The 24,985-nt window shown below is 48.2% G+C and carries 23 protein-coding genes; 3 read left to right on the forward strand and 20 right to left on the reverse strand.

Going from position 1 to position 24,985, the window contains the following annotated elements:
* Positions 1-95: 95 nt before the first annotated feature.
* The 10 genes from AB4Z29_RS14875 to AB4Z29_RS14920 form a co-directional block, all read right to left on the reverse strand.
* On the reverse strand, positions 96-1,259 hold the full coding sequence (locus AB4Z29_RS14875; protein ID WP_441943827.1) for a GntR family transcriptional regulator: 1,164 nt from the start codon (positions 1,257-1,259) through the stop codon (positions 96-98).
* A gap of 147 nt (positions 1,260-1,406) precedes the next feature.
* The gene (locus tag AB4Z29_RS14880) at positions 1,407-3,002 is read right to left on the reverse strand and encodes a response regulator (RefSeq protein WP_441943828.1); all 1,596 of its coding nucleotides are present in this window, start codon (positions 3,000-3,002) and stop codon (positions 1,407-1,409) included.
* A complete protein-coding gene (locus tag AB4Z29_RS14885) occupies positions 2,977-4,758 on the reverse strand; it encodes a sensor histidine kinase (RefSeq protein WP_441943829.1) in 1,782 nt (593 codons plus the stop codon). The genes AB4Z29_RS14880 and AB4Z29_RS14885 overlap by 26 nt, the downstream gene beginning before the upstream one ends.
* Before the next feature lie 159 nt (positions 4,759-4,917).
* A complete protein-coding gene (locus tag AB4Z29_RS14890; protein WP_441943830.1) occupies positions 4,918-5,748 on the reverse strand; it encodes a carbohydrate ABC transporter permease in 831 nt (276 codons plus the stop codon).
* A 1-nt stretch (position 5,749) separates the two neighbouring features.
* A complete protein-coding gene (locus AB4Z29_RS14895; RefSeq protein WP_441943831.1) occupies positions 5,750-6,643 on the reverse strand; it encodes a carbohydrate ABC transporter permease in 894 nt (297 codons plus the stop codon).
* 96 nt (positions 6,644-6,739) lie between these two features.
* Positions 6,740-8,083 carry an ABC transporter substrate-binding protein gene (locus AB4Z29_RS14900; protein WP_441943832.1) on the reverse strand — a complete coding sequence of 448 codons (1,344 nt, stop codon included), beginning with the start codon at positions 8,081-8,083 and terminating at the stop codon, positions 6,740-6,742.
* 208 nt (positions 8,084-8,291) lie between these two features.
* Positions 8,292-9,446 (reverse strand): glycoside hydrolase family 88 protein, encoded by a 1,155-nt coding sequence (locus tag AB4Z29_RS14905; protein WP_441943833.1) that lies wholly within the window; start codon positions 9,444-9,446, stop codon positions 8,292-8,294.
* A 24-nt stretch (positions 9,447-9,470) separates the two neighbouring features.
* A complete protein-coding gene (locus AB4Z29_RS14910) occupies positions 9,471-11,057 on the reverse strand; it encodes a glycoside hydrolase family 43 protein (RefSeq protein WP_441943834.1) in 1,587 nt (528 codons plus the stop codon).
* 262 nt (positions 11,058-11,319) lie between these two features.
* Positions 11,320-11,490: a hypothetical protein gene (locus AB4Z29_RS14915; protein WP_441943835.1), complete on the reverse strand. Its 171-nt coding sequence runs from the start codon at positions 11,488-11,490 to the stop codon at positions 11,320-11,322.
* Positions 11,491-11,587: 97 nt separating this feature from the next.
* Positions 11,588-12,484: a peptidoglycan-binding domain-containing protein gene (locus tag AB4Z29_RS14920; protein ID WP_441943836.1), complete on the reverse strand. Its 897-nt coding sequence runs from the start codon at positions 12,482-12,484 to the stop codon at positions 11,588-11,590.
* A gap of 208 nt (positions 12,485-12,692) precedes the next feature.
* Here AB4Z29_RS14920 and AB4Z29_RS14925 point away from each other — a divergent pair, with 208 nt between their 5' ends.
* On the forward strand, positions 12,693-13,379 hold the full coding sequence (locus AB4Z29_RS14925; RefSeq protein ID WP_441943837.1) for a response regulator transcription factor: 687 nt from the start codon (positions 12,693-12,695) through the stop codon (positions 13,377-13,379).
* Positions 13,376-14,899, forward strand: a complete 1,524-nt coding sequence (locus AB4Z29_RS14930) for a sensor histidine kinase (protein WP_441943838.1) — start codon at positions 13,376-13,378, stop codon at positions 14,897-14,899. Before AB4Z29_RS14925 ends, AB4Z29_RS14930 begins: the two co-directional genes overlap by 4 nt.
* A 104-nt stretch (positions 14,900-15,003) precedes the next feature.
* On the opposite strand, the gene AB4Z29_RS14935 is transcribed toward AB4Z29_RS14930, so the two are convergent.
* The 10 genes from AB4Z29_RS14935 to AB4Z29_RS14980 all read right to left on the reverse strand — a co-directional run bounded on the left by AB4Z29_RS14935 (position 15,004) and on the right by AB4Z29_RS14980 (position 24,108).
* The gene (locus tag AB4Z29_RS14935; RefSeq protein WP_441943839.1) at positions 15,004-16,257 is read right to left on the reverse strand and encodes a purple acid phosphatase family protein; all 1,254 of its coding nucleotides are present in this window, start codon (positions 16,255-16,257) and stop codon (positions 15,004-15,006) included.
* Positions 16,258-16,372: 115 nt separating this feature from the next.
* A complete protein-coding gene (locus tag AB4Z29_RS14940; protein ID WP_441943840.1) occupies positions 16,373-17,098 on the reverse strand; it encodes an MOSC domain-containing protein in 726 nt (241 codons plus the stop codon).
* Positions 17,099-17,265: 167 nt separating this feature from the next.
* Positions 17,266-18,165, reverse strand: coding sequence for an SDR family oxidoreductase (locus tag AB4Z29_RS14945; RefSeq protein ID WP_441943841.1), 900 nt, complete (start codon positions 18,163-18,165; stop codon positions 17,266-17,268).
* A 129-nt stretch (positions 18,166-18,294) separates the two neighbouring features.
* Positions 18,295-18,792, reverse strand: a complete 498-nt coding sequence (locus AB4Z29_RS14950; protein ID WP_441943842.1) for a DUF1854 domain-containing protein — start codon at positions 18,790-18,792, stop codon at positions 18,295-18,297.
* Between the two features lies 1 nt (position 18,793).
* A complete protein-coding gene (locus tag AB4Z29_RS14955; protein ID WP_441943843.1) occupies positions 18,794-21,028 on the reverse strand; it encodes an ABC transporter ATP-binding protein in 2,235 nt (744 codons plus the stop codon).
* Between the two features lie 37 nt (positions 21,029-21,065).
* Positions 21,066-21,509: a signal peptidase I gene (locus tag AB4Z29_RS14960; RefSeq protein WP_441943844.1), complete on the reverse strand. Its 444-nt coding sequence runs from the start codon at positions 21,507-21,509 to the stop codon at positions 21,066-21,068.
* A complete protein-coding gene (locus tag AB4Z29_RS14965) occupies positions 21,502-21,780 on the reverse strand; it encodes a PqqD family protein (protein ID WP_441943845.1) in 279 nt (92 codons plus the stop codon). Before AB4Z29_RS14965 ends, AB4Z29_RS14960 begins: the two co-directional genes overlap by 8 nt.
* On the reverse strand, positions 21,777-22,571 hold the full coding sequence (locus AB4Z29_RS14970; protein ID WP_441943846.1) for a hypothetical protein: 795 nt from the start codon (positions 22,569-22,571) through the stop codon (positions 21,777-21,779). The genes AB4Z29_RS14965 and AB4Z29_RS14970 overlap by 4 nt, the downstream gene beginning before the upstream one ends.
* Positions 22,572-22,667: 96 nt before the next feature.
* Positions 22,668-22,814, reverse strand: a complete 147-nt coding sequence (locus AB4Z29_RS14975; RefSeq protein WP_183558568.1) for a hypothetical protein — start codon at positions 22,812-22,814, stop codon at positions 22,668-22,670.
* A gap of 136 nt (positions 22,815-22,950) precedes the next feature.
* Complete coding sequence (locus tag AB4Z29_RS14980; protein WP_441943847.1) at positions 22,951-24,108, reverse strand: nucleotidyltransferase domain-containing protein; 1,158 nt, start codon at positions 24,106-24,108, stop codon at positions 22,951-22,953.
* A gap of 192 nt (positions 24,109-24,300) precedes the next feature.
* On the opposite strand from AB4Z29_RS14980, the gene AB4Z29_RS14985 reads away from it, so the two are divergent.
* A complete protein-coding gene (locus AB4Z29_RS14985; RefSeq protein ID WP_441943950.1) occupies positions 24,301-24,984 on the forward strand; it encodes a response regulator transcription factor in 684 nt (227 codons plus the stop codon).
* Position 24,985 lies beyond the last annotated feature (1 nt).

Genomic DNA, 24,985 nt, shown 5'->3' on the forward strand with positions numbered 1-24,985 from the left:
TGTAGTGTGTATGTCAATATGAATTTAATTCGACATTTTACAAGCTAATATATCATTTTAGTTCTGTTCTATTGCAAAAAAAATACCCCTGACCATCAAGGGTACTCTTGGCGTGCTATGGCAGTTGAATCTCCGATAATTAAATCCGCTTCCAGCATCACCTTATTAGGTACGGCTTGCCCCTGCATAATGCGCAGCACATGGCCGACTGCCAAACGTCCCATCTCTTCTTCGTTTTGTCGAATATGCGTAAAAGCATAACCCCCGCCAAGTCCCGTAGGCGGACTGTCGAAGCAAATGATGGATATGTCCTCGGGGATGCGCAGACCTGACCGCTCCACTGCCGCTTTCGCAAGCAGCGCAATATTATATTCAATCGCGAACAGAGCCGTAATATCCGGGTGGCGCTTCAAATGCGCCATCAGCCTTTGAACATCCTCTTCGATGTTGTTTTCGTTAAAGGAATTGGGCAGCGTAGAAGTCAGGTCGCTTACCCACAAATCTTTATCTACGGCGATGCCATGCTCGGCAAACGCCTGGATAAAGCCCTCAACGCGGTCCTCAACGGCTGTCGTATCCGTCGGCGGCGGCGATAGAAAGGATATATGGCGATGTCCCAGCTCGAACAGAAATGCCGTCGCTTTCCTTGCCGCTGCGGCATTGTCCGTGCTGATCGAGGCTGCTGATACGCCTTTTAGATGACGGTCGATCAACACCAGCGGAAATCGGCTAATGACCAGCTTTAATATTTCCTCATTGAAATATTCGCCCTGTGCCGGAAATACGATCAAGCCGTCCACGCCCAAATGAAGCAGCTTCTGTATCGAAAGCTCTTCATTGGCTGGAATGCCAAAGGATCTCCGCAGCACGAGAAAGCAATCATGATCTCTGGAAGCCTCTTCCATGCCATATATCAATCCCGTACCATAGCTGTTGCCGAAATCAGTAATGACTAGCCCAATTGTCGTCATATCCGCTGTGAACGCCGAGGCCGGCGCCTGTGATGCCGCAGGCATCGGACCAAAGTCCGTTTCAGGATCGGCAACAAATGAGCCTCTCCCCGGCTTTCTCACGATCAATCGTTCATTCGTAAGCAGCTCCAACGCCTTCTTGCTCGTGATTCGGCTCACTTTATAAGCTTCAGCCAATTCCTTCTCCGAAGGGATTCGCTCGCCGACTCCATATACGTTCGTTACAATTTGTTTTTTAACGGATTCGAATATTTTTTCGTACATCGGTTTAGATGAAGTTTCGTTCATAGCGAGCCCCTCTTCCATTCCTGCCTATAAGTCGAATGCTAATAATATATCATGTTATATCATTTAAACGGCTTTTGCAATCGAATTCATCCAGAAACAGCAAACAAGCTAGCCGGAGCGTCCGGCCAGCTTGTTTCGCAAAGAAGGTCAAGTCGTTTTTTTCGTATCCTGACGGTAATCCATGGGAAGCCTGCCATACCTCTTTTTGAACATATCACTGAAATGTCTTGCGTTGTTATACCCGACCTTTTCTGCGATCTCATAGACCATGAGATCGGTCAGGCTGAGCATATCCGCAGCATGTCTCATTCGCACCTCAGTCACGTACTGCTTAAAGTTTTGCTTCGTATGTTTTTTGAAGAAGCTGCTGAAGTAGTAGGGGTTCATGAACGCCATGCTCGCCATAGATTCCAGCGTAATCTCTTCTCGGTAATGTTCATTGATATATTGCTTGATCTTGGCAAGCACGATCTTATCCTTATTGCCGGAATCACTGTCCAGCTCGTTATAGGTTTTCTCGAACAAACCGATTATTTCATCGCTCATTCGATCAAACGTTTCAAACCCAGCGAGGAGCTGCTGCAGCTCCCGTTTGTCCAAAGCGCGCTCCGAAAGGTGTACGCCTGACTTCGAGAGCTCTTGGATAATAAAGGACACGGAGGAGAAGCAGGTCGAATCGGCAAGCGAACGGTTTCCGAACGTTTCGTTCTTTATCATCTGAAGCCACACGGTCAGCGAAACCTGAACCTCCGGCCACCTCTTTGCCGTAATACTGCGGATGACATCCCATTGAGCATCATACAGCTGTTTATCGAAGGCATGCACCTTGCTCTGCGGTGCATAGCTTAACACGCGGTTCAGTCCGACGAAATACTTCATTTCCATGGCTTGATCCGCTTCGGCGTAAGCGTCTGCTAGTTTCAACAGCTCGCTGACAGGACGCCCAATCGCGATCGATACCTTCAGCTTGAGGAATGTCTCTATCTTCCGCTGCGTATCCTCAGCTAACAGAATCGGCATATCCATGTCATCATGGCTGACAACAGCAACATGTTGATTCTGCTTGATGAACACGTAGCCAATGCCAGTATCAATAATGACCTCCTGCAGCACATTGCCAATCGCAAACTCGATAAGTTTTTTCTCCTTCTCTGTCCAGCGGTCCGATTCTTCCTTCAAATGCTCTACCTCTACGATTAAAACCGAATAATACGGTCCTTGAAGCTGCTTCGCCGTCTCCTGATAAGACCTCGTTTTCGCCGATAAATTCCCATCCGTCAATTGAATTAAAGCATCCTGCATCTCTTCATGCTTGCTCTTCCGCTCAAGCAGCTGCAGCTTCCCTTTTCGTTTCTGCTCTTCATTCAGCTCCGTAATCAAGGATATTGCTTTATCCAGCACGCTCTCAAGCTGCTGCTTGACGACCGGCTTCACCAAATAATCGATCGCTCCGAAGGCAACCGCATCTCGCGCGTAGGAAAACTCTTGATAAGCGCTTATAAAAATCACATGGACAGGCAAGCTTCTGCGCTTAATCTCTTTAATGATATCGATTCCCGTTTGATGCGGCATGCTGATATCGCTAATGACCAGATCCGGCTGAAGCTCCTCGATTAGCTGCATAAGCTCGTTCCCGTCATAGGCATGCCCGACGATTTCCATCCCGAATGATTCCCAGTCAATCAGCTTCCGCAGCCCTTTAATAATGATCGGTTCATCATCGGCCAGAATGAGTCGTATCATGAGGCAATTCCTCCTTTACCGGAAATAGCATCAGCACCGAGGTGCCGACATGCTTGCGGCTGCTTATCGAGAGGCCGTAGCCTTCTCCGCAGACCGATTTAATTCTTTCATGTACGTTTTTGACGCCGACATTCTTGGAAGGAGCGGCCGCATCGCCCAGCATCAAGCTAAGCCGGTCCAGCTCGTCTTTATCCATGCCGATACCGTCATCATAAACGGTAACAGCCAGCTTATCCTCTACGCATTCGATTGATATTTGAACCGTACCCTTCCCTTTCATCCGCAGTCCATGCTGGACCGCATTTTCAACAATAGGCTGCAACGAAAGCTTCAGAATCGGCCAATCCATATTCACATCCTCAGCGATGTCGCATCGAAGCTCGAACCGATTCTCGAATCTTACTTGTATAATGTAGAAGTAGTCCTTCAGATGCTCCAGCTCACGCTGGATCGTCACCCAATCCTCTCCGTAGTCAATGACGTATTTCAATTGATTCGATAAGGAGAGGATCATATCCGCAACTTCATCCGCATCGCTGTGAACGGCATTCATACGGATGACCTCTAGCGTATTGTATAAATAATGCGGACGGATTTGGCTCTTCAGCGCGTTCAGCTCCGTCTGCTTCTGCTTGATCTCCGCTACATATGCCTCATTGATGAACACTTGCAGACGATCGACCATTCGGTTGAAGCCATGTGCCAGCCTGCCCATTTCATCATTGCTTTTCACTTCGATCTGAATTTCCAGATTGCCGGATTCCACCTTGGTCATCTGCTTGATTAGCCCGCGTATCGGTGCTGCCAGCCGCTTGGAGAACCATGTCCCCATAATGATGAGCACGAGCGAGCAGATTCCGATTGCGATATAGACGGCCGTGCTGGTCGTACCAAGCTGTTTATAAATTTTGGCATTCTCGAATTTAACGAGCAGCTTGCCTTTTATGAACGGAATCTCCTCGCTCAGAATGAGCTTATCTCGGTCTGAATCCGTTGACAGCGGAGATGGAAGGGATGCCAATTCTTTATTGCTGAAATAGGGACGTTCCTTGCTATCGAGCACGTAAAGCTCGTCCTTCTCTCCCAAGTTCAACTCGCGCAGAAATTGATCTGCCACTCTGGCATCCACGTCAAAAAACAAAGTGCCCACGATTTTGGGATCCTTTGTAAGCGTGCCTGACGTATCGATTAAATTGCGCCCGATCGTAATCACCTTGTCTTGAGAATTAAAAATATAATAATCGTCATGCGTCGGATAGATCATGAGCCCCGTAGGATCATCCTTCATCGTATCGAGCCATTCACCGACGGGCAGCTGCTCCGATATAACGACTTTGTTTTCTTTGGTTTGATAGAAAAGCTTTTTGTCAGTCGTGCGCACGAAATAAGCGCTTGTTATATAGCGGTCGCTGTACATGATCATTTTGAGAAACGCATCGATGGGAACGGTGTTGATTTGCTGCAATTCATTCACGTTGCGCGTCTGATTGTCCGAGAAGCTGTCCTGCATCCCCTCATACCGTCCGGTGTACATCAACATGGATATTTCATTGTAGTTATTGAATGCGGAATTCAAATTGTAGCTGATATAGAGAACCATCTGGCGCAAATTATCGTTCGTGTATCGCTCTACGTGCCCAGTAAAGGTTTGAACAGAGAAATAGCTAAGCGCGAATAAGGGAATCAACCCCACTAATATAAAAGCAACCGAAAACTTCACGAACACGCTGTTCCATCTAAGCCGCCATGCTTTCATCCGCACCCTCCTATCACCCAAGCCGTCCATCCTTTATCTTACCATATCTTGTTCAACCGATACCCGCTTCAGGAAGAGAGGGATCCAATAGCTACAGCCGGAAATTCCTAAAAAGGAGCTTCCGGCTGTAGGCGATAGGCTTCGATTGTACGTTCGGGCTTAGCCCTTAATCGCGCCTGACGAGACGCCTTTGACGAAATATTTCTGCAGCGAAAGGAATGCGATGAGCACGGGAATGAGCGACATGGTCGTTCCCGCGAATATCATGTCCCAGCGCGACGAGAATTCGCCAACATAATAGAACAGCTCTACGATCATCGTTTTGGCTTGCCCTGCCGGAAGCACCATCATCGGCATCAAGAAGTCATTCCATATGCCAAGTCCTTGAAGGACGACCATGCTTGCCGTAACCGGCCCAAGCAGCGGGAATACGATGCGCCAGAAAATACCGGTTCTTGAGCAGCCGTCGATTTCCGCGGATTCCTCGATTTCTTTTGGAATCCCTTTGAGGAAGCTTGTGTAGAGCAGGACGCCGAAGCCCACTGAGCCGGAAATATAGACAAGGATAGGACCTGTCAGCGTGCCGAACAAACCGATCAGCTTAAGCTGCTTGAATAACGGAATCATGTAGACCTGGAACGGAACCATCATCCCGAACAGAAAATAAGTAAACACGCTGTTTGTCCATTTGCTGTTTGTTCGTTCTATGGCGTACGCCGCCATTGGGATCACAAGAACCATAGCTACAATGGATACGAAGGTTAGAATCGCGCTGTTCAGCATCGCAGCGGGATATTGCGTTTCCGTCAGCAAATATTTGAAGCTATCGAGATAAAGGCCTTTGGGAAAAGCGATGGCATCACGCATGATTTCCCCATTGCTCTTGAACGCGGACATGATGTTAAAGTAAATCGGGAAAGCGAAAATGATTGCGATGACAAATGTAACGGCGAAAACAACGACGTCATTAGCTTTGATCTTTTTTTTCATCCTACATCTGCACCTCTCTTTTCCGAAGGACTTTAATTTGGACCAGGGAGATCACGAGCGTGAGCAGGAACAATACCATAGATAGCGCCGTACCAAAGCCTTGTCTTAATTCACCGAAACCGACTTTATAGATGATGTACGTCAACGTTTCCGTTGCAAATCCCGGACCGCCGTCCGTCATTACCGCGATTTGATCGAAGATCTTCAGCGAGCCGATCATCGACAGCATCAAGCAAACCGTCATAGCGCCCGCAAGCAGCGGGAATGTAATGCTGCGGAATTGCTGCCAGCGATTCGCACCGTCAATGCTCGCCGCTTCATGCAGCTCTTGCGGGATGCCTTGCAATCCTGCCAAATAAATGACCATATAGTAACCGGCCGCCTTCCAGACGGTAGAGAGGATGATCGCAATTAATGCGAAATCAGGATCTCCCAGCCAATCCGCCTTTAGGGAACCGAGACCTATCATATCCAACAATTGATTTAATACGCCAAAGTTATAGTTCATGATAATCATCCATATGAAGCCCATAATAATACCGCTCATCAATACCGGGAAATAAAAGATGCTGCGGAAAAAGTTGCGCAGCCAGCGTACTTGATCCACTAGAATGGCAAGCAGCAGTGCGAGCGCATTCTCCAAAATAACGAGCGAGAAGGCAAATATCAACGTATTCTTAAGTGCGTTGTGTACCCGTGGACTGCTAACTATTTCTCTGAAGTTCTCGAAACCGATGTAACGGATATGGCTGCTTAGCCCGTCCCATGAGGTAAAGCTTAAATATACGCTGCTCAGCGTCGGGACGATGACGAAAGCCGTATACAGTAGAAATGCGGGCAATATAAACCAGATGGCATAATTTGTCCATTTCTTTTTCTTTAGCTGGGCAACCATGGCTCTCCTACCTCCTAAGTGCTTGATAGAAAGAGAACCTCCGCGTAAGCAGAGGCTGCTCTCTTATTTTTCTTATGCCGGTTTTTTTTGCAGTAATTATTGTTGATTCGCTTTCACGTTGCTGTCATATTCGGCATCTGCTTTTTTCATATATTCGGTAACATCGCCATTCGTTAGAACGAGCTCCTGCAGCAGTTTGTAATACCAGTTGCGGAATTGCGGTGGAATCGCATTGTCGCCAAACCAGTTAGCAAGCCCCAAGTATTTGTTGACTGAGGAGTCGCTTACCAGTCGGAGCACTTCTTTCATTTGCTCGCCTGTTTCGTAGGTCACTTCCGCAGTCGTAGTCGGAATACCGTTAACGGTTGCTAGGTAAGAAGCGTATTGCTCGGGTTCAAAGAAGAATGTAATGAATGATTTCATTGCTTCCACTTTGTCTGGATCTTTGGCGCCTTCAGCCGATAAGGACCAGCCTGCAAGGCTTGGCAGCGCATTAATATTGATCTTGCCGCTGCGATCAGGTATGGCGTAGAAGCCGAATTCAAAGCTTGGATCCGCTTCGGCAATTTGGCCGAACATCCAAGGGCCGGAGAATAGCTGAGCCGCTTTTCCGCTGACTAGAATCGATGCGGTTTGGTTATCAGCCGTGCTGAGCCAGCCTTTATCCACATATTTGCTGAACAGCTCTTTGTAATCGGTTACCGCTTGAACCATACCGGCATCCGTGAAGCTTGCCGTTTTGGCTGTGCGCTTCGAGTTCCAATCAACATCCTTAGCATATACCTCGTTAATGAAGAAGTAGTTGGTCCAGAAGCCCATATGGAAAATATCTTTGCCGCCGACTACGATCGGAGAAATACCGGTTGCCGCTAGCTTTTCTTGAATGGCTAGAAACTCATCGTACGTTTTTGGCAGCTCCGTTACGCCTGCATCTGCATACGCTTTTTTGCTGTAGATGATGCCTTGAGGCGCGGTTCCTGTGATTGGCGCATTGTATACTTTTCCGCTGTATTCCGGGAGCAGTGTGAACAAGCCCTTGAGATCCTCAGGAAGCTCAACGATTTTCCCGGCGTCCACGAATACTTTTGTATCGCGCATTTCGACGAGGTCAGGGAATTGGCCTACTGCATCCTTTGTTTTCAGCCAATCCAAGTAAGAGGCCGATGTCGTTTCGCTATAGTTAACGATTTTAATATTCGGGTTTTTAGCCGTGAACGCATCAATCGTTGTTTCGATTGCTTTCTTCGTAGAGGGATCCCCTGTCGCGTACGCTAGCGTGAAGCTAACTTCTTTTTTTGGCGCTTCGGTAGGATTCTCGGATGACCCTGCGTCGTTGCTTGGCGCTGTCGCATTGTTCCCGTTATTGCCGCCGCATGCCGACAAAACTACGGTTAGTGCCACCATCATGGATGCCATTTGCATAAGTGATTTTTTAGTCATATTCTTGTGACCTCCCTTTAATTTCCGCTGTTTAAGAGGAATCTTCATGCAAGACGTGCGCATCATCTTGTTCAATTCCGGTTCCTTGATCTAAGATTAACATCAAAATCCGACAGCTTAAATGAAGTTTTTTAAGGCGGATGTGTTGATAATTTAAGATGTTGCATGAATCCGATTTACAAGCAGTCCTCGCGCGGCGGCGTATGCTTTACCAGAGATACAAATCATTGCCTTTAAGCTTGAAAATCGCCTCCATGAAGTAATAATCGCCATAAATAATAGCGGTGTGATGATTATTGCTATGATAAGCGGCCGATCCATTCAATAAAATACAATCCGAGTCCTTGGTCCAGTCGCTGCGGGATTCATCCAACGTTTTCAGCAGTTTCACTGCGGCTTGCATATACATGTCCTTTTCATGCTCGCCCACTGCTTTGGCAATCTCGATCAACCCGCATGCCGCAATGGCAGCTGCTGTCGAATCCTCGAATGCTGGCTCTTTCGGCTGTCTGAAATCAATCGGAATAATGCCATTGTCAGGAATGTTGGCTATAAAATAGTGTGCAATTCGTTTCGCGGTATTTAAATATTCCTCTTTTCCCGTATGAATATAACTCATCATGAAGCCATACAGCGCCCAAGTTTGACCTCTTGTCCAAGAGGAGCCTTCCTCGTAGCCTTGCCCGCCATAGGTTTTCACAACGCCGCCATTAAACGGATCAAATTCAACGATATGATTAACGGAACCGTCCGGTCTTACAAACGCCGTCATGGCAGTATCCGCATGCTTCATCGCTATTTGCATAAACCGCGGATCTCCCGTCTCTTCCGTTGCCCAGTAGAGAAGAGGAATATTGAACATACAATCAATGATCGCCCAGCCCCTTGTGTCCTGCTCATCCAAGTCGTTCCATGCGCGGATAAAGCCGCCCGCCAGATTGAAACGCCCAGCTAGCAGATTAGCAGCATGCAGAGCTCTTTTTTTGGATTCAGCATTGCCCGTTACTTTATAATTCGCAACGCTTGTAGGAAGCCACATGAATCCAACGTCATGATGAAGGCCTTCATATTGTACGAAGCATTCATCCAGCATATTTTCCGAAATATTCGCAATCTCCTTGTACTTTTCATTGCCGGTTTCATGGTGCATCAGCCACATCATGCCGCCCCAGAAGCCATTTGTCCACCAACTGATGCCATCTGTAGCATTGCCTGACGGGTTATCTGCTCCTCGATTATCATGCTCGCCGTTAATCGTCGTATAAGGTATTTTATTTTTGGATTTCTCGCTTACCCCGTCCATTTTCGTCGTCAATCTAACAATCACTTCGTTTAACCACAATTGATCCTTTTCATTCAGCATGGATGAATCCCTCTTCCTTTTGTTTTAATTGGCCGTATACGAAAAATAATCAAAATCCGCATGTTTTTTCGTCCCGTTTATATCCTGCGCACATAAGCCGACCATGGCTCCTGTGAAGCCGAGCTTGCCGCCGTATTCGTCGGATAAAACTCCCATATCCAGCACCCCGCCGACTGCTATCCATGCTTCTCCGTCTTGCGATGCATAGAATTGAAGCGCCCGCTCCTTGACGACTGCACGCAAATAATAGCTGGACCAGCCCTCGACGTTAAGCTCGCTGGCCCTGTCTTCCCTATACTTGCCGCTGTTCGAGGATACTACGCCCAGCTTGCGTCCGTTGTCTTCGTCATGCGTGACGCGGAGGTAAAAATAATCCAATTCATCGTAGTAAAATACCAGTCCAGCCATCTGCATAAAGTTCTCAGGTTCAAATATCAAAGAGGTCTCAACTACGCAGCTGAAATGCTGAAGACGGCGCGCCACCATGCTCTGATGATGCCAAGAGCTCAACGATTCCCGTCCTCTCAGCCGCAAATAGCCCGGACGCTCCTTCAAGCTAAGCCATGACTCGTCTGCTGGCACGCGCAGTGTCTGGTACGGAAGTCCGAGCACGGGAGAATCAAAGTTATCCTTCGCCGGAAGCTCTGGAAAAGGACAGGCTTTAAGATCAGGTGCAGGAAATGCCAAGGCTGGCAGCCTTCCTTCATGATCGAGACGCAGCCAGCCATCCTCCGTCCAGCTCAGGCGCTGCATCGATGTTTCCCGGCCAAGCGGGTTCAGCTTGGTCCCGGCGAAGGGTCTGCTGCAAATATGGCTCATGTACCACTCGCCGTTTTGCGTTTCCACGATCATGCCGTGACCCGCATTTTGCAGGGGATAATCCGGAGCTCCGCGCGTCGTCATAATCGGATAGGATGGGTCTGTTTCATAAGGACCGTCAAGCGAACGCGAGCGGGCGAGCGTTGCAGCATGGTTTATGCCGGTTCCCCCCTCAGCGACCAGAAGGTAATAATAACCACTTCGTTTAAACAGCTGCGGACCTTCGGTCACGCCAATATTTGTGCCTTCATATATCTTCTTAATCGGCCCGACAAGCTTCTGCTTACTTGGATCATATTGCTGCAGCAAAATACCTCCGAACCGCGAATGATTGTCCCGGAAATCCCACTGCATATTGAGCACCCATTTCGTGCCGTCATCATCGTGGAACAAATAAGGATCATATCCGCTTCCGTTCAGCGTAATCGGCTCCGACCAAGGCCCATTCATGCTGTCAGCCGTCACCAAATAATTATAAAGGTCCTTGAATACGCCTTTGCGAGCCTTAACGTCCGTATAGAGCAGATAATAAATGCCTTCGTGATAAGAGATTGCCGGTGCCCATATTCCGCCAGAGCTGGGATTCCCCCTCAGATCAATTTGCGAAACACGCTGCAGGGCATGCGGAATCAGCTCCCAATTGGCCAAATCTTTGGAATGGTATAGCTGAACGCCAGGAAACCATTCAAAGGTAGAGGTGGCGATGTAGTAATCCTCGGCCACTCTCAGTAAAGAAGCATCCGGATTAAAGCCGGTCAAAATCGGATTGTTAATCCTATTATTGTTTTGCATATTTTTATTTAACCCTCCATTTGCCATTGCTTATTACTTCTTGGATCTTACTTCTTGCTTCTTGCTTCTTGCTTCTTGCTTCTTGCTTCTTGCTTCTTGCTTCTTGCTTCTTGCTTCTTGCTTCTTGCTTCTAATCCGATTATGGTTTGCTTGCACGTCCGCAAGCTATAGCCTTAATGATCAAATATGAACTATCGTAGCATGCCGAAAAAATTCGCGTATGTATGTTTTTTTAGAATGATGTGCACTTATTTAATCGTTTTTAACTCCGCGGTGCCAGCAGCTTTGTTTCGGTTTCGGTTTCGGTTTCGGTTTCGGTTTCGGTTTCGGTTTCGGTTTCGGTTTCGGTTTCGGTTTCGGTTTCGGTTTCGGTTTCGGTTTCGGTTTCGGTTTCGGTTTCGGTTTCGGTTTCGGTTTGAAATTGTTTTTTCATGCAGGTGCTTCTTATGCAATAACAATATCCTCTTGTTTCTGCATGCTAAAAAGGACCTCGCGAGAGGTCCTTTTTAGCATGCATATCTGAAGCTCGATTATTGTTGAGCTCCGCTTTTGCTTTGGTTTTCCGTTTGAGTACCGCCTGGGCTTTGGTTCTCTGACGGGCCGCTATTGCCTTGGTTACCGCCTTGGCCTCCGCCAATTCCGCCAGACTTGCCTTGGTTACCGCCTTGGCCTCCGCCAATTCCGCCAGACTTGCCTTGGTTCTCGCCTTGGCCTCCGCCGATTCCGCCAGACTTGCCTTGGTTACCGCCTTGGCCACCGCCAATCCCGCCAGACTTGCCTTGGTTCTCGCCTTGGCCACCGCCAATCCCGCCAGACTTGCCTTGGTTCTCGCCTTGGCCGCTGCCATTTCCGCCACCAGCACCGCCACCAGCACCGCCGCCTGCTCCGCCACCTGCTCCGCCACCAGCACCGCCGCCTGCTCCGCCGCCTGCTCCGCCACCAGCACCGCCGCCTGCTCCGCCACCAGCACCGCCGCCTGCTCCGCCACCAGCACCGCCGCCTGCTCCGCCACCTGCTCCGTTACCTTTTCCGATAGACTTTGCTTTGCCATTCCATTTTGCTTTGCTTTTTGCTTTCATTGACGCCTTCAAATCAGCGTACGAGTAAGAAATAGATTGTAGCGTTTTAACATCAACCGCTCCGGTAGCCGGCAAACCATGTTTTTTCTGATAGTACTTAACGCCGCGCACGGTCGATGCTCCGTAATAGCCGTCAATGGGACCTGAATAGCTGCCTAATGATTTCAGCATTCCTTGAATGACATAAACATCGGGCCCTTTGGCGTGCTTGCCGATCGCGTGTCCCGTATGCGGCATGCTCAGCATCAACGAAATGGCCAAAAACGCTGCAACTATGTATCTTGCCGCAAGCCTTCTGAACGTATTGCTGATTTCTTTTGATGCGAATTCTTTTTTACTTTGTTGCATGCAAAATACACCATCCTTCATATTTTTTTTGAGCACCCCATTACTATCCCCAATTTTTCAATTTCATTCCCAAAAAATGCTGCAGCTTTGAAAAAATATTCACCTTTATCAACCCGCTGAAAGTTTGCTGAATTTAGAAGTAAACAGGTGCATCTTTTGCCCAAAAAGCTGATAATAGACAGGTATCAACGTGAAAGGAGCTGCCAACATGATATTCTTCCAAGGAATTAAAATATTGCTCGTAGATGACGAGCCTAACATCGTTCAATTTCTGGAGTTAGGTTTGGTGAATGAGGGCTTTGACATTAGAACCGCCCTTGACGGGGAAGCCGCGTTGCGGGAAGCTGCTCATTTCCAGCCTCACGTTGTCATTCTGGATATTATGATGCCAGGGATGAACGGCTTTGAGGTATGCACTGCTCTCCGTGCTACCGGGGACAACATTGCCGTTATTATGCTAACAGCCAAAGATGAGGTAGAGGATCGCGTGAAGGGATTGACACTCGGAGCTGACGATTATTTGGTCAAGCCCTTTAGCTTCAGCGAACTTCTTGCCCGAATCGGGGCAAGGCTCCGCAATCAATTCCCCAATCTACTAGGCGAGACCGTATACGGGCCGTTCCGATTGGACGAACGAAAAAAAGAGCTTGTCTATATGGACAGCATTCTGGAGCTATCCCCAACGGAATACGAGCTGCTCCGATTCATCATTCTGAATCACGGAATCGTTCTGAGCAAATCGCTTATTTTGGACAAGGTATGGGGATATCAATTCGGCGGAGATGAGAATATTGTTGAAGTGTATATTCGTTCTATCAGGGAGAAGCTGAATGACAAAGAACATAAGCTTATACGAACACTACGGGGAGCAGGCTATCGGATGGATTTGTCATGAACGCGGGAAAAAAGCTAAACGTCAAGAGGCTCTTCTCCCCTCGTTCTTTACGCTACCAGCTGCTTTATCGTTCTTTGCTCATCATTGCTGCTTTGTTAATGCTTATCGGCATTCTTCAATACATCATCATGAAAGATTTTGTCTATAAGAATAAAGCCGAAGCACTGAATGCCCAAGTCATGTCGATGCCGATGGATTGGTTCTCGGGTGGAAATGCGCCTAACTTGGGGGACCGAAGCGGCAACCGTTCCATTCAAGGCGAGGAAACGGCTTCCGCGGATCGGCCGCCAAAAGAGCGAAGAGATTCGCCCTTATTCTATCAACCTGGTTTATCCATCCTCTTCATTGGCAGGGATGGCATGGTCACCGAAATTTCTAAAGAAACGAATGTAAGCGCGCCGATTCTTCCGGCAGGTGATTATGCGCAAATAACGGAACAATTAGAGAAACACGAGAAGCTCGATTACCAGATTGTCGATAATGCCGCTGGAATCGAACAGCTTGTCGTTTATCGGCTCGCCGGCCCGCCCAATAAAGCAGAAGGCCTCATACAAGTAAGTACAGATACAGACTCACTCACACAGCTGCTTATGACTCAGCTTGCCATATTTGGCGGTCTCTCTGTACTTGCGCTTGCAGCCGGGCTTGCGCTTTATTTGCCGCTGCTTCGCCGTACCTTAACCCCTTTATCTCGCGTCGTTGTTGCTGCGCAGCAAACGGATGCCGGGAACTTAACGACACGCATTCCCGAAAGCCAAGGACAAGAGGAAATTGACCGGTTATCGGATGCTTTTAACGGGATGCTTGAACGTCTCGAGATTTCATTCCAGACAGAGCGGAAAACAACTGAAAAAATGCGCCGATTTATAGCCGATGCTTCGCATGAGCTGCGTACGCCGCTTACTTCCATTCATGGTTTCCTCGAAGTGCTGCTGCGGGGAGCGGCCGCCAATCCTGAGCAGCTTAACCGGGCGCTTAACAGCATGCAGCTCGAATCGAAGCGGATTAACCGGCTAGTAGAAGATTTGCTTGCACTCGCCAAGCTGGACCAAGCTCCTCAGCTTCAGCTCACCGATACGAGCCTAGATGAGCTGCTGCAGGAGATGGAACCGCAATTGCAGCTGCTTGCCGGCAGCCGTACCGTTACGCTCGAGCTGGCGTCATCCGTTAAAGGTCGTTTCCATGCCGATCAGATGAAGCAGGTCGTTTTAAATGTATTTCTGAATGCCGTGCAGCATACGGAGGAAGAATCGGGAGCCATTTCCATACACCTGCTCGAACAGAATCATGAAGCAATCATCCGCGTCACAGACAATGGCGTCGGCATTGCCGAATCGCATTTGCCGCATTTGTTCGAGCGGTTCTACCGCAGCGAGTCTTCCAGAACGAGAAAAAACGGCGGTGCGGGGCTAGGACTTGCCATTACACAATCTATCGTGAGCGCGCATGGAGGCGCCATAGGAGTTACCAGCCGGCAAGGGGAAGGTACGTGTTTCCAGATCGTACTGCCGCTGAATTAATATTACATTGCGAGACAATTACAAAAAAAAACAGCCGTATTTCTCCGAATACAACGGAGAGCATGGCTGTTTTTCAATCTATTATTTGCCGCAGCTTGCAGGACTCAACGCTCAGACATTGAATGCGCCAACACGAATTCATCCCATTTCCTCCCATACACATCGTAAGCTTGATATGTCAGTTTGTTTCCGCTAATTGTAATCCCTGCGAACATCTGTTTCTCATTCTGAAAATGAACCTTATGATAGAACTTGTCTTCCTTCTTCTCATTAAATTTCTGACCAGACGTGTTCGTCACGACATAGACCGTACCTTCGCGGTTTTGAACGACCGAATCGCCATCACCTGTTACCTTGCCGTCACGCAGCGGGTATGATCTTGAATATTCGTGGTTATGCCCTTGCAGCACAAGATCTACCTTGAACTCATCGAACAGCTCCGTCCAGCCCTTCACCTTTTTATTCATATTCCCCCCATATGGGCCTTGATGCAGCGCAGCAATAATCCATTCTTTTTCCGTGCCCGCAAGATCGCTTCGCAGCCAGCTGGCTTGTTCCTTAATGTTGGATTCCGTATTCAGGAATACAAAGTGAACGGGACCATAATCAAATGAGTAGCTTGTCCCGGGGAATGATCCCGCTGCGCCATTCTCCGGCAAGTCGAAATGAGAAACGAAGCGCTCTGCATGACCTTCAATCTCATCATGGTTGCCGGTTACCGGCATGAACGGAACGCTCTTAACCCACTCTTCCGCTTTGTTGAATAGATTCGTCCACGCCTGCTCATCGGCCGGCTCCTCCGTCAAATCTCCGTTATGTACAATGAAAGAAGCCTCAGGAAACATTGCGAATGCTTTGTCCAGCGTATTGCCCCAAAGCGTGAAGTCCTGCTCCACCACGCCTTGCGAGTCCGTTACGTTTATGAAGGTAAAGGAATCCTTATCCACTGCTTCCGTTGTAAAAACAGCCGGTTCACTCCAACTCCTCGCGTCTCCGCTCCCTACACGGTATGTGTACACCGTTCCTGGCTCAAGCCCGCTTGCTTCCGCCTTATGCACAGCTTGACGCTCGTTCTCAGCTATTGCCACCGCCGTAGTATTTCCCGTGAAGGTCAAGACCTTCTCGTGCTTCCAATCGATCTCTCCCGTTCCTTCCCATACTTGAACGAGCGCTTCCTCATTCAACTTCATGCTATGCCATGTAAAAGCACGATTAGTCATTGGATCGCCCTTGAAAGTGGTCACCACTGCAATCGGCTTTTTGGCATCGCTTTGTCTAAGCCATTCCATTCCGACTGCGCCTGCAAGCAGCAGCACGCAGCATGCGAGCAAGACCATCACTTCTCTTCTGAATTTCATACTCGATAACCTCCTTCCCTGACAAACTTCAAATCGCTAGCTTATTGCTCCGTTCGGGCAACTAACTAGCGATATTTATTTTCACGGAAAATAATGGCATTATCCCATCTCTTCTTTAAACGATCAGCCGAACCTGATCACCTGCTTGAATGACGCCTGTTTTTTGGACCGATGCATAAACCCCGAAGTTTAAATTCATCTCTTCGTTGATCTTTCTAAGCAAGGAAGCATCACGTTCAAGTGAATCCGGATCCAGCGTTACCATAGAGCATCTGTCGCAATATTTATCGATCTGCAGCTCAGCGCTGCCAATGGAGAGTCGCTTGCCTATCCACTCCTCCTCGCCAAGCCCGCTATCCTCCACAGCTACGACTAGATTGGCTCTAAACCGCCGTGGATCCAGCTCTTTCCCCCATATGGCTTCAAGCTTTTGCAAGCTTGTACTCGTAATAATGAGAATGCTGCCTTCGTCTACGGCTTTAAGCTCCGGGCTGGTTGCAGGATAGCTGCGCATGAGCATTTTATTTTTGGCGTGCTTCTGCATCTCTACTAATAAACTCTCGTCCCACTTATATATCTCACCCTCTGGAGAGGTTACGCGAATCGTTGGATGGTCCGAACCCATGCTCTCTTCATCAAGCTCTGCCCGATAAGCAAGCATCGCCGGAATATTTCTTGCGGTTATAAAACTGTCCCAACCCTCTTTTGTTTCATCATAAAAAGCATAGCAGCGATCACCTGCTAACCCGTATGTATCGATGTGGCAGCTCGCTAGGCTCTCGCCTGCCAAAGACTTGACCGGATACCTATTGATGCTGCTAATCTCGCCAATCCGTGCCATTATAAATTCTCCTTTCGAGCAGATTCAATAAAGCAATCTTCTGCCTTCAACAAACGCCTTTACGTTTTCATATGCTGCTCTCATTATATTATAAACCCCAAACGTACGCGATATAAGCAAAGGCCGCGCAGCACAAGACGTCGCGGCCTGACTAATATTGTGTAGGACTATGTTTCCGTTATGGTCCCTCCATTAACATGCAGCACTTGCCCGGATACATATTGAGAATCTTGCGAAGCCAGATAGATATACGTTGGCGCCAGCTCGAAGGGCTGCCCTGCCCTTTTCATCGGAGTATCCGAACCGAAGGTAGATACCTGCTCCGCTGTAAAGCTGGATACGATTAGCGGTGTCCATATCGGTCCCGGAGCGACGGCATTAACCCGTATGCCTTTGTCGACAAGCTGCAGGGACAAGGAACGCGTGAACGATACGATCGCTCCCTTAGTTGACGAATAATCAACAAGATCCCTTCTCCCTTCATAAGCCGTTACCGATGCCGTGCTAATGATCGCGCTCCCTGAGCACATATGCGGCAACGCAGCTTTAGTCAGGTAGAAGCATGGAAAAATATTCGTATGATAAGTATCGAGCAGCTGCTCTCTTGAAATATCAAGTATGCAGTCTTGCGGAAATTGGACAGCTTGATTAATGACTAAAATGTCTATTTTGCCAAATATACTTACTGTTTGCTGTACCGCTTGGGCGGATACCGCTTCATCGCGAAGATCGCCCCTTATCTTGATGCAGCGTCTTCCATAACATTCGACTACCCGCTTCGTTTCTTCGGCATCCTCTTCCTCATACAGGTATACGATGGCAACATCGCAGCCTTCCTTGGCAAAACCGACGGCAACCGCTCTGCCAATGCCGCTGTCGCCTCCGGTAATGATCGCCACCTTGTCTTTAAGCTTTCCGCTCCCAATATAATTAGGGTTATCGAATATGGGGCGCGGTACCATCAAGCTTTCAATGCCAGGCTGAATTTCCTGCTTTTGTGGTGGAAACGTAATCGGTGTTTGCTCGCAGGTTGTTTTGGAGCTGTAATACGGGTAAACCGGGTACAATACCATCCCTCCTAGGCTTCGTTTATGGCATCATATTCGCCCAAAAGGAGGGTGGTTCCATCTCTGCCTCTCGAGCTATGTCTTATTCATCTCATAAGAGAAACGACTCGTTGAAATGACAATCCGGAATCAGATCAGCTTCTTCCAATGTTCACGGCTTCGTACATCCATCTTCTCCGGATTGGACAGCTTAAAGCGGCGTCCTTCATTGTCCGTTACCATCCAGCGATTTTCTGTTACGAATTGAATACTTTCATGGAGGTTTTCCATGACCAATGCTGCCGGGCCATAATTCGTATCGACCCGCAAAAGCCACCCGCTGCCACTTTTTCTAACGGCCAGGATTTGTGTAATGACGGGAATCATATCATTTCGGTCAAGCTCTTCTCGTACCGCCTGAAAGCTATCTTCCGCGAGATGCTTCACATCCTTTATCATTGCGATTTCACGCCCTTCCGCCGAGCGAACCGAGATGAACCGGTCGGGCATTGTATACGGAAAACTGCGAATAAGCGTTACGCGGGCCGAAGCCTTACCTTCCTGCTCCAAACGCAAGCTACCGTCAGAAGCTCGGAACAAACGGATTTGACTCAGCTCCGAGCGGCTTAATAAAAATATCGGGTTCAACTTATCCGACCTCCGATGGTATTTTCGCCGTTTGTTTTTGCGATTCGACCAGGCGATAATAATGCGTTTGTTTCGCGTAAAGCTCTTCATGCGTCCCCATTTCAACAATGCGCCCTTGGTCGAGGACGACAAGCCTGTCCGCATGGCGTAGAGTAGATAGGCGATGGGCAATCGCGATGGTGGTTCTTCCCCGGATTAAGCGGGTTAGCGCTTCTTGAATTAGCCGCTCCGTCTCTGTATCAACGGATGCCGTCGCTTCGTCAAGGATCAAAATCTCCGGATCAAGCAGCAGCGCTCTCGCAATTGCGATACGCTGTTTCTCCCCGCCCGATAAGCGGTGTCCACGTTCTCCGACACGCGTATCGTAGCCTTCTGGCAGACGGCAAATAAAATCGTGGGCATTCGCTGCATGGGCAGCTTTGATAATGGTCTCCGGCGAACTATCCGGACGGCCGTACGCTATGTTATCGGCTATCGTACCATCGAACAAAAACGTTTCCTGAAGCACGACGCCGATATGTTTACGGAGACTCTCCTGCCGGATATCTCTCAAGTCGTGCCCGTCAAGCACAACGCTTCCGGCATTCGGGTCATAAAAGCGGCAAATCATGTTTATGAGAGTCGATTTCCCTGCACCGGAGCGGCCAACCAGTCCGATCATTTCACCGGGATGAATGGTGAGGTTAATATCTTTCAGCACCGGTCGTTCCACCTCATACCCGTACCGCACACCATGAAAGCGGATCTCGCCAGAAACGAAAGAAAGCTCCACCGCGTCCCGCTTATCAGGGACATCAACCTTGGCATCGATGATTTCGAGAATCCGTTCGGCCGAGCCAAGCGAGCGGTTAAGCCAGCTTAATAGCTGCCCGGAGGCTTGAACAGGTCCGAAGAACATGAGCAAATAGGTCGTAAAGGCGGTCAATGTTCCAATCGACATCGTGCCGGACATGACCGATCGTCCTCCCAAATACCAAACAGCGATGCCGAATACAGCCGTCAGTACCGTGAAAATCGGAGATACGCCAAGCCATAGATTACCGAATGATATCGTGCGATTGATCCAATGATTATTCACCTTGTCAAAACGGTTTTTCTCGGCATTTTCCTGCGCGAAGGCTTTAATGACTCGAATGCCTTGAAGCGCTTCGCCAATCACATTGTTGACATGTAAGGCGGATTGCCATTGCGAATACCAAAGTGAGCCCAGCCTCTTCCACAGCCAATACAATCCGGCAAATAAGAATGGGGTCGGGATCAGGATCATCGCTGCCAGCTGCCAATTCAGATGGAATAGCATAAACAGGATGCCTACGGCGAGCAGCATCTGCGTGACTAGATACACCATGCCGTTCGTCAAAAATTCTTTTAGTTCATCGGTATCATCCTGGATGCGGCCGATAAATTGAGAGACCTGGCGGTGATCGAAGAAGCGCATCGAAAGCTTCATCAAAGCGCCGAACATATCCCGGCGGATCGCTCCTACCAGTTTCCCGCCTATTCGAACGCCAAGGTAGCTTCGAATGACTTGCATCGCAGCAGATAACACCTGCACAAGGGCTAAACCGCTTGCCAAGGCAAAAAGCACGTTCAAGCTTCCAGACGGTTTGGCCACTTCATCCACAATCATTTTGATCAAATAAGGTGGAATCACTTCAATAAATACGGATAAGACAAGCAGCAGCGCGCTTACCAGCATGGGGCTTCGGTACGGAGTGCAATAAGCCGCCAACCTGCGCAGCATGGTCCATCTGCTGCTGCAGGTTAAACACTTGCTTGCTCCGGGAGAGATGGTTTTGTCGCATTTTGAGCATCTATATGTTTCCATACCTTCTGCTAGAGCTGGGAGGGTCAGGCCCCCAGTCTCGTACCCTTCCGCCAGCCAGCTCCTTATCGCGGGAACAGCCAGCCGGAATGACTCGATGTACGGAATCGAGAATCTCGCCGCTTCTATCTCGCCATCACCGGTTATAATAAAAAACGATGCTCCGCCGAGAGCCTCGCGAACGGATACATCGATCAGGTTATTCTTATGGAAGGTCATGATTGTTTCTCCATGCTCGTCTACCATTTCCATGGTCAAAGTCTTGAAAACAATCTCGTAATGCCGAAATCGTCGTTCGGTGAAATCCACATCCGCCCTTAAACGGAGCCATGGATTCTCCTTATCCTGTTGTCCGACTGCGACGCCTTTAACAGGTTTACCCGCTTCCCGCTTCGCATTCTTCGTTTTCAATTTAAAATACTCCTTTGTCAATGTCACTCACCGGCAGTTACATATAACGTTCGTTTCTTTCTGCGCACCATCGAATCACTTTGTGCCATTTAGGTACACGCAGAGCCAGTAAAGCAAGCAGCCTGGATCTCCAATGATTCGCAGCTTGAAAACGATTGTTACGGCGAACGCCGGTCCATCGTCCCAGAATGCTCGTGAACGGTACGGGATCATCCGGCTCAAAGCATGTATCTCCCTTGAAGATAAATAATTCCTTTGAGCCGTCTTTCTTTACGGCGTACAGGCGGTGTCCGGTCAACGCGCCTTGGTCGTTAACGAATAAACAAATATCGCCAAGTTTCAATTCGTCCCGCGGCACGGTTAGGAAGGTGCTTACGTTTCCTTCCTTGATCAAAGGATACATGCTGATACCCGCAGAGGGCAGCTCAATCTTTCCGGCACGCCGGATTACTGCTGACATGACTTGCGTCAAATCATGCATGTATGAGCAGTCCGGCCTCAATTAGCATCTCAACAAACGCTTGAACGTCAACGAGAACAACTTCCATCTCAACGCCGTATTCGGTATGTACTTTTTCAGCCAGCTCTGTGACACTTGGATAATCAGGAATAATTGACCAAATATACCCGCCAAGCTCGTTCACTTTCGTAATGGCGTGGGTGTCGATGTTCAGAAGCAGCCACTCCCCATCCAGCTCAGCCGTCTCGATATTTTCCCGTCTCCGCAACGTTTGGTCAGCCAGTATCGTCATGATATCACTCCCCAAAAGGTATCGTTTTTCTGAAAATAAAGCTCGTAAGCCGGTACGCCTTCTACCGCCTGCTTGCAAAGCGCAATCATCTTTGCCGTTTCCAGCTTGTTATGTTCCCAATAAAAAACTTTATCCAGCAATGAAATCAGCGCGTCTCCTTTGCGGATACCTACCCGCCTTACATCCTGCGATTGGATCAGAAAATGAATGCCCGCCAAAGGACTGCTTGGAAGCTCGCATGCTTCTTCCATTTCGCTCCGAAATGGTGAATCATGGATTGTAATCGAACCATCCGGCTCAAACAATAGGAGCGTAGCCTCATCGGAAAGAATAGGACGGGGAACGGAAAGATCAGCTACCGTCGACTTGCCTGCTCCCGAAGGCCCGGCGAACATCCAAGCGCGTTCATCCTCCACCACGCACGACGAATGGATGAGCAGCCCTGCGCGCCGATGGATCAGCCAGGCGCTGTAGAGATTGATTAAGGCGTGCTTGAGTGCAAGGTCATCGTGAACATAAATTTTTGCCTGGCTGTAGTCAGGTGTTGTCACGAGCTTATAGTCCGCGCGGACATAAATATATTCGTCGCCGTTCTCTTGAATCTCAACAGGCCCGTCGTCGAAAGGTTTCCCGTAAAAGTCGTAGACCTCCACCTGTATGTCAGACGCTTCGAGATTGCCGCTTGCTTCAAAGGATCGAAAGCGCGCGGTTAATTCATCATATAAAATGGTCGTTTGAATTTGAAAAGCGATCGAACTTCTGCCGACCTGTGTATGCAAAGTGTACGTCATGCTGCACCGCTTTCCGAAGTTATTCCTGAGAAGAAAAAGGGAGCAAACTCATACGTCAGCTCCGCTTCTCAGATCATATTTATCATTGCTTTCTAGTTAACCTCCGATATAATGCCTGCAAAACATAGGTTTGAAATTACGTTTTTGGCACCATTCGTAGCCGCCGACTTTATCGCTTGGTCTTGCTGTTCCAAATTCGACAGTATGCTGCGCAAGTACTTTAGGAGCTTCATATTTTTTCAATTCATTCACCTCCTTTCAAGGAATTTATGCCATATTATAGCGATAGTCAATGATATTTATTAAAATTAGTAATATAATACTATAATTAAATGTATTAATACCTGCTTTTCATGTTAATAAAACGAGAGTATTCGAATTAATTCTTCTTTTCTTTGGCACGAATGGTTCGAATCCAGAATTGGAGTCTTCTCTTATAGATTTTGGCATAGATTTTGCTCATCGACTCATTCGAATCCGGGACGTCTGATCTATTGGCATACTTTAATAGGTCCAAGGCATAATCTCTTGGCGGCAGCAGTAAATAACGCAGATGTGCCCACTGTTGTTTAACCGAATCGTAGGCGACGAAGGCCGAAAACAGATGGAAGCCATAAAATCGCCAGTTTCTGATCCCGAATTGGGCATTTCGCATCAGTTCGATATTCCAAAGCGGCCAGCGTCTCCGTACGTTCAGCGGCTTGATTTCATGCAGCTCGGGAAACAAGTCATAGACAATGGTCAGCGCAATTAGTACTTTGGCATAGTTTCCATCGCTCTTTGCCTGTGCAAAGAGCAGGCCCAAGTCTATTTCCGCGCTGCAGCATCTCAGGACGTGCACAATATCGATAACGTACTTCAGTGATAACATATTATGGTTATAGCCATGTAGGCATAGGTAGTAAAAGGTGTCCTTGGCCGAGAGCTCCTTCACCAATTGATAGGGATAAATCGGTTCCGCATCCATCCAAAAGCTGCTCATATCCGTATCCGAGACATGCTCGCGCAAAATATTCCAATGCAGCTCCACCCCGAGCAGCGGAAAATCCTCATTCGCATAAAATTTATTCAACAGCATATGGAAATGATCCGCATCGTCTTCTATATACCGGATAAACGCATGGCGCTCCAATAAGGCAATTGCCTTATCCAAATCTTCTGGGCGTACTAGCAGATCGATATCGGATGTTCCCCTGCCCGAAAAATGTCCAAAAAAACGTTCAGACAGCCGAATGCCTTTCAGCACGATCACTTGAATTCCTGAATGCTCAAACGCATCAAGAAGCTTGTACATCTCGGAGCGGATCAGCATGTTTTGAAACAAAACAGCATCCACGCCCGATTTAAGCCTGCTTCGGTGCTCGGCAGGCACGTCTTCCAATAAGCCGCTGCTCTTCAATAAATAATAGACTTGGGGAGCGACTTGGAAAATATCGATATCGTCCATTGCTGCTTTTGCCGTTTCCTCGGAATCAAATAACGGATGTTGGTTTTGGTAGATCCGGCTTATAAGCGTTACCGCTTTCGAGTGTTTCATGAGCCGCTCCCTTCACTTTCTCAATAAACTAGTTTCGGATTTCTTATGTCGTTTGTGGGGGTAAGGACACGAGGCCAATTGTGATATTTTTCTAATCTTCGAAAAACAAGAATATGGCAGAGTCAATTGCTTTCGATCCAAATCCAAGGGTGATAGACTGTTACTATGCAGAAAGAATGGATTGGTGATTCGATGAACGAAAAAATTATGGTTATTGAAGACGAGAAAAAAATTGCGGATGCTATTGCCTACGCCTTAAGAAGAGAAGGATATACCGTCGAGGTTGTAAATCATGGAGCAGAAGCATTGGATAAATTTCATGCCTATCGGCCGGATGCCATTATTTTGGACGTCATGCTTCCCGGCATGGATGGTTATGACATTTTAAAGAAGCTGCAGGATAAAGGCCGCATTGGCGTGATCATGCTGACTGCCAAAGAAGATATCGTCAACAAAATTTTAGGGCTGGAGCTGGGAGCAGACGATTATATCACAAAGCCTTTTGATATGCGGGAGCTGCTTGCTCGTTTAAGATCGCTGCTGAGAAGAATGCAGGCTGCCGGAGAAAAGCAAGAGCTTGACGAGATTAAGCTGGGTCCACTCATGCTGCATGCAAGTAAGCGCACGGCTTGGGCAGGCGGCAACAAGCTTGACTTGACACCTAAAGAATATGATCTGCTCGCTTTGCTGGTATCCAGCCCGGATAGGGTTTATACGAGGGAGCAGCTATTGGACTTGGTATGGGGCATGGATTATATAGGCGGTACACGTACCGTGGATATTCATGTACAGAGAGTGAGAAAAAAGCTGGGTCCGGCTAGTAGCGAAATGATACAAACCGTTCATGGTATCGGCTATAAAGCTTCGGGAGGTTAGA

This window comes from Paenibacillus sp. 2TAB23, assembly GCF_052115165.1.
Classification (GTDB): Bacteria; Bacillota; Bacilli; order Paenibacillales; family Paenibacillaceae; genus Pristimantibacillus.

Excerpts from the sequence above, each read along its gene's own strand:
- AB4Z29_RS14875 (WP_441943827.1), bottom strand. The coding sequence starts at position 1,259 with ATGAACGAAACTTCATCTAAACCGATGTACGAAAAAATATTCGAATCC.
- AB4Z29_RS14880 (WP_441943828.1), bottom strand. The coding sequence starts at position 3,002 with ATGATACGACTCATTCTGGCCGATGATGAACCGATCATTATTAAAGGG.
- AB4Z29_RS14885 (WP_441943829.1), bottom strand. The coding sequence starts at position 4,758 with ATGAAAGCATGGCGGCTTAGATGGAACAGCGTGTTCGTGAAGTTTTCG.
- AB4Z29_RS14890 (WP_441943830.1), bottom strand. The coding sequence starts at position 5,748 with ATGAAAAAAAAGATCAAAGCTAATGACGTCGTTGTTTTCGCCGTTACA.
- AB4Z29_RS14895 (WP_441943831.1), bottom strand. The coding sequence starts at position 6,643 with ATGGTTGCCCAGCTAAAGAAAAAGAAATGGACAAATTATGCCATCTGG.
- AB4Z29_RS14900 (WP_441943832.1), bottom strand. The coding sequence starts at position 8,083 with ATGACTAAAAAATCACTTATGCAAATGGCATCCATGATGGTGGCACTA.
- AB4Z29_RS14905 (WP_441943833.1), bottom strand. The coding sequence starts at position 9,446 with ATGCTGAATGAAAAGGATCAATTGTGGTTAAACGAAGTGATTGTTAGA.
- AB4Z29_RS14910 (WP_441943834.1), bottom strand. The coding sequence starts at position 11,057 with ATGCAAAACAATAATAGGATTAACAATCCGATTTTGACCGGCTTTAAT.
- AB4Z29_RS14915 (WP_441943835.1), bottom strand. The coding sequence starts at position 11,490 with ATGAAAAAACAATTTCAAACCGAAACCGAAACCGAAACCGAAACCGAA.
- AB4Z29_RS14920 (WP_441943836.1), bottom strand. The coding sequence starts at position 12,484 with ATGCAACAAAGTAAAAAAGAATTCGCATCAAAAGAAATCAGCAATACG.
- AB4Z29_RS14925 (WP_441943837.1), top strand. The coding sequence starts at position 12,693 with ATGATATTCTTCCAAGGAATTAAAATATTGCTCGTAGATGACGAGCCT.
- AB4Z29_RS14930 (WP_441943838.1), top strand. The coding sequence starts at position 13,376 with ATGAACGCGGGAAAAAAGCTAAACGTCAAGAGGCTCTTCTCCCCTCGT.
- AB4Z29_RS14935 (WP_441943839.1), bottom strand. The coding sequence starts at position 16,257 with ATGAAATTCAGAAGAGAAGTGATGGTCTTGCTCGCATGCTGCGTGCTG.
- AB4Z29_RS14940 (WP_441943840.1), bottom strand. The coding sequence starts at position 17,098 with ATGGCACGGATTGGCGAGATTAGCAGCATCAATAGGTATCCGGTCAAG.
- AB4Z29_RS14960 (WP_441943844.1), bottom strand. The coding sequence starts at position 21,509 with ATGCATGATTTGACGCAAGTCATGTCAGCAGTAATCCGGCGTGCCGGA.
- AB4Z29_RS14965 (WP_441943845.1), bottom strand. The coding sequence starts at position 21,780 with ATGACGATACTGGCTGACCAAACGTTGCGGAGACGGGAAAATATCGAG.
- AB4Z29_RS14970 (WP_441943846.1), bottom strand. The coding sequence starts at position 22,571 with ATGACGTACACTTTGCATACACAGGTCGGCAGAAGTTCGATCGCTTTT.
- AB4Z29_RS14980 (WP_441943847.1), bottom strand. The coding sequence starts at position 24,108 with ATGAAACACTCGAAAGCGGTAACGCTTATAAGCCGGATCTACCAAAAC.
- AB4Z29_RS14985 (WP_441943950.1), top strand. The coding sequence starts at position 24,301 with ATGAACGAAAAAATTATGGTTATTGAAGACGAGAAAAAAATTGCGGAT.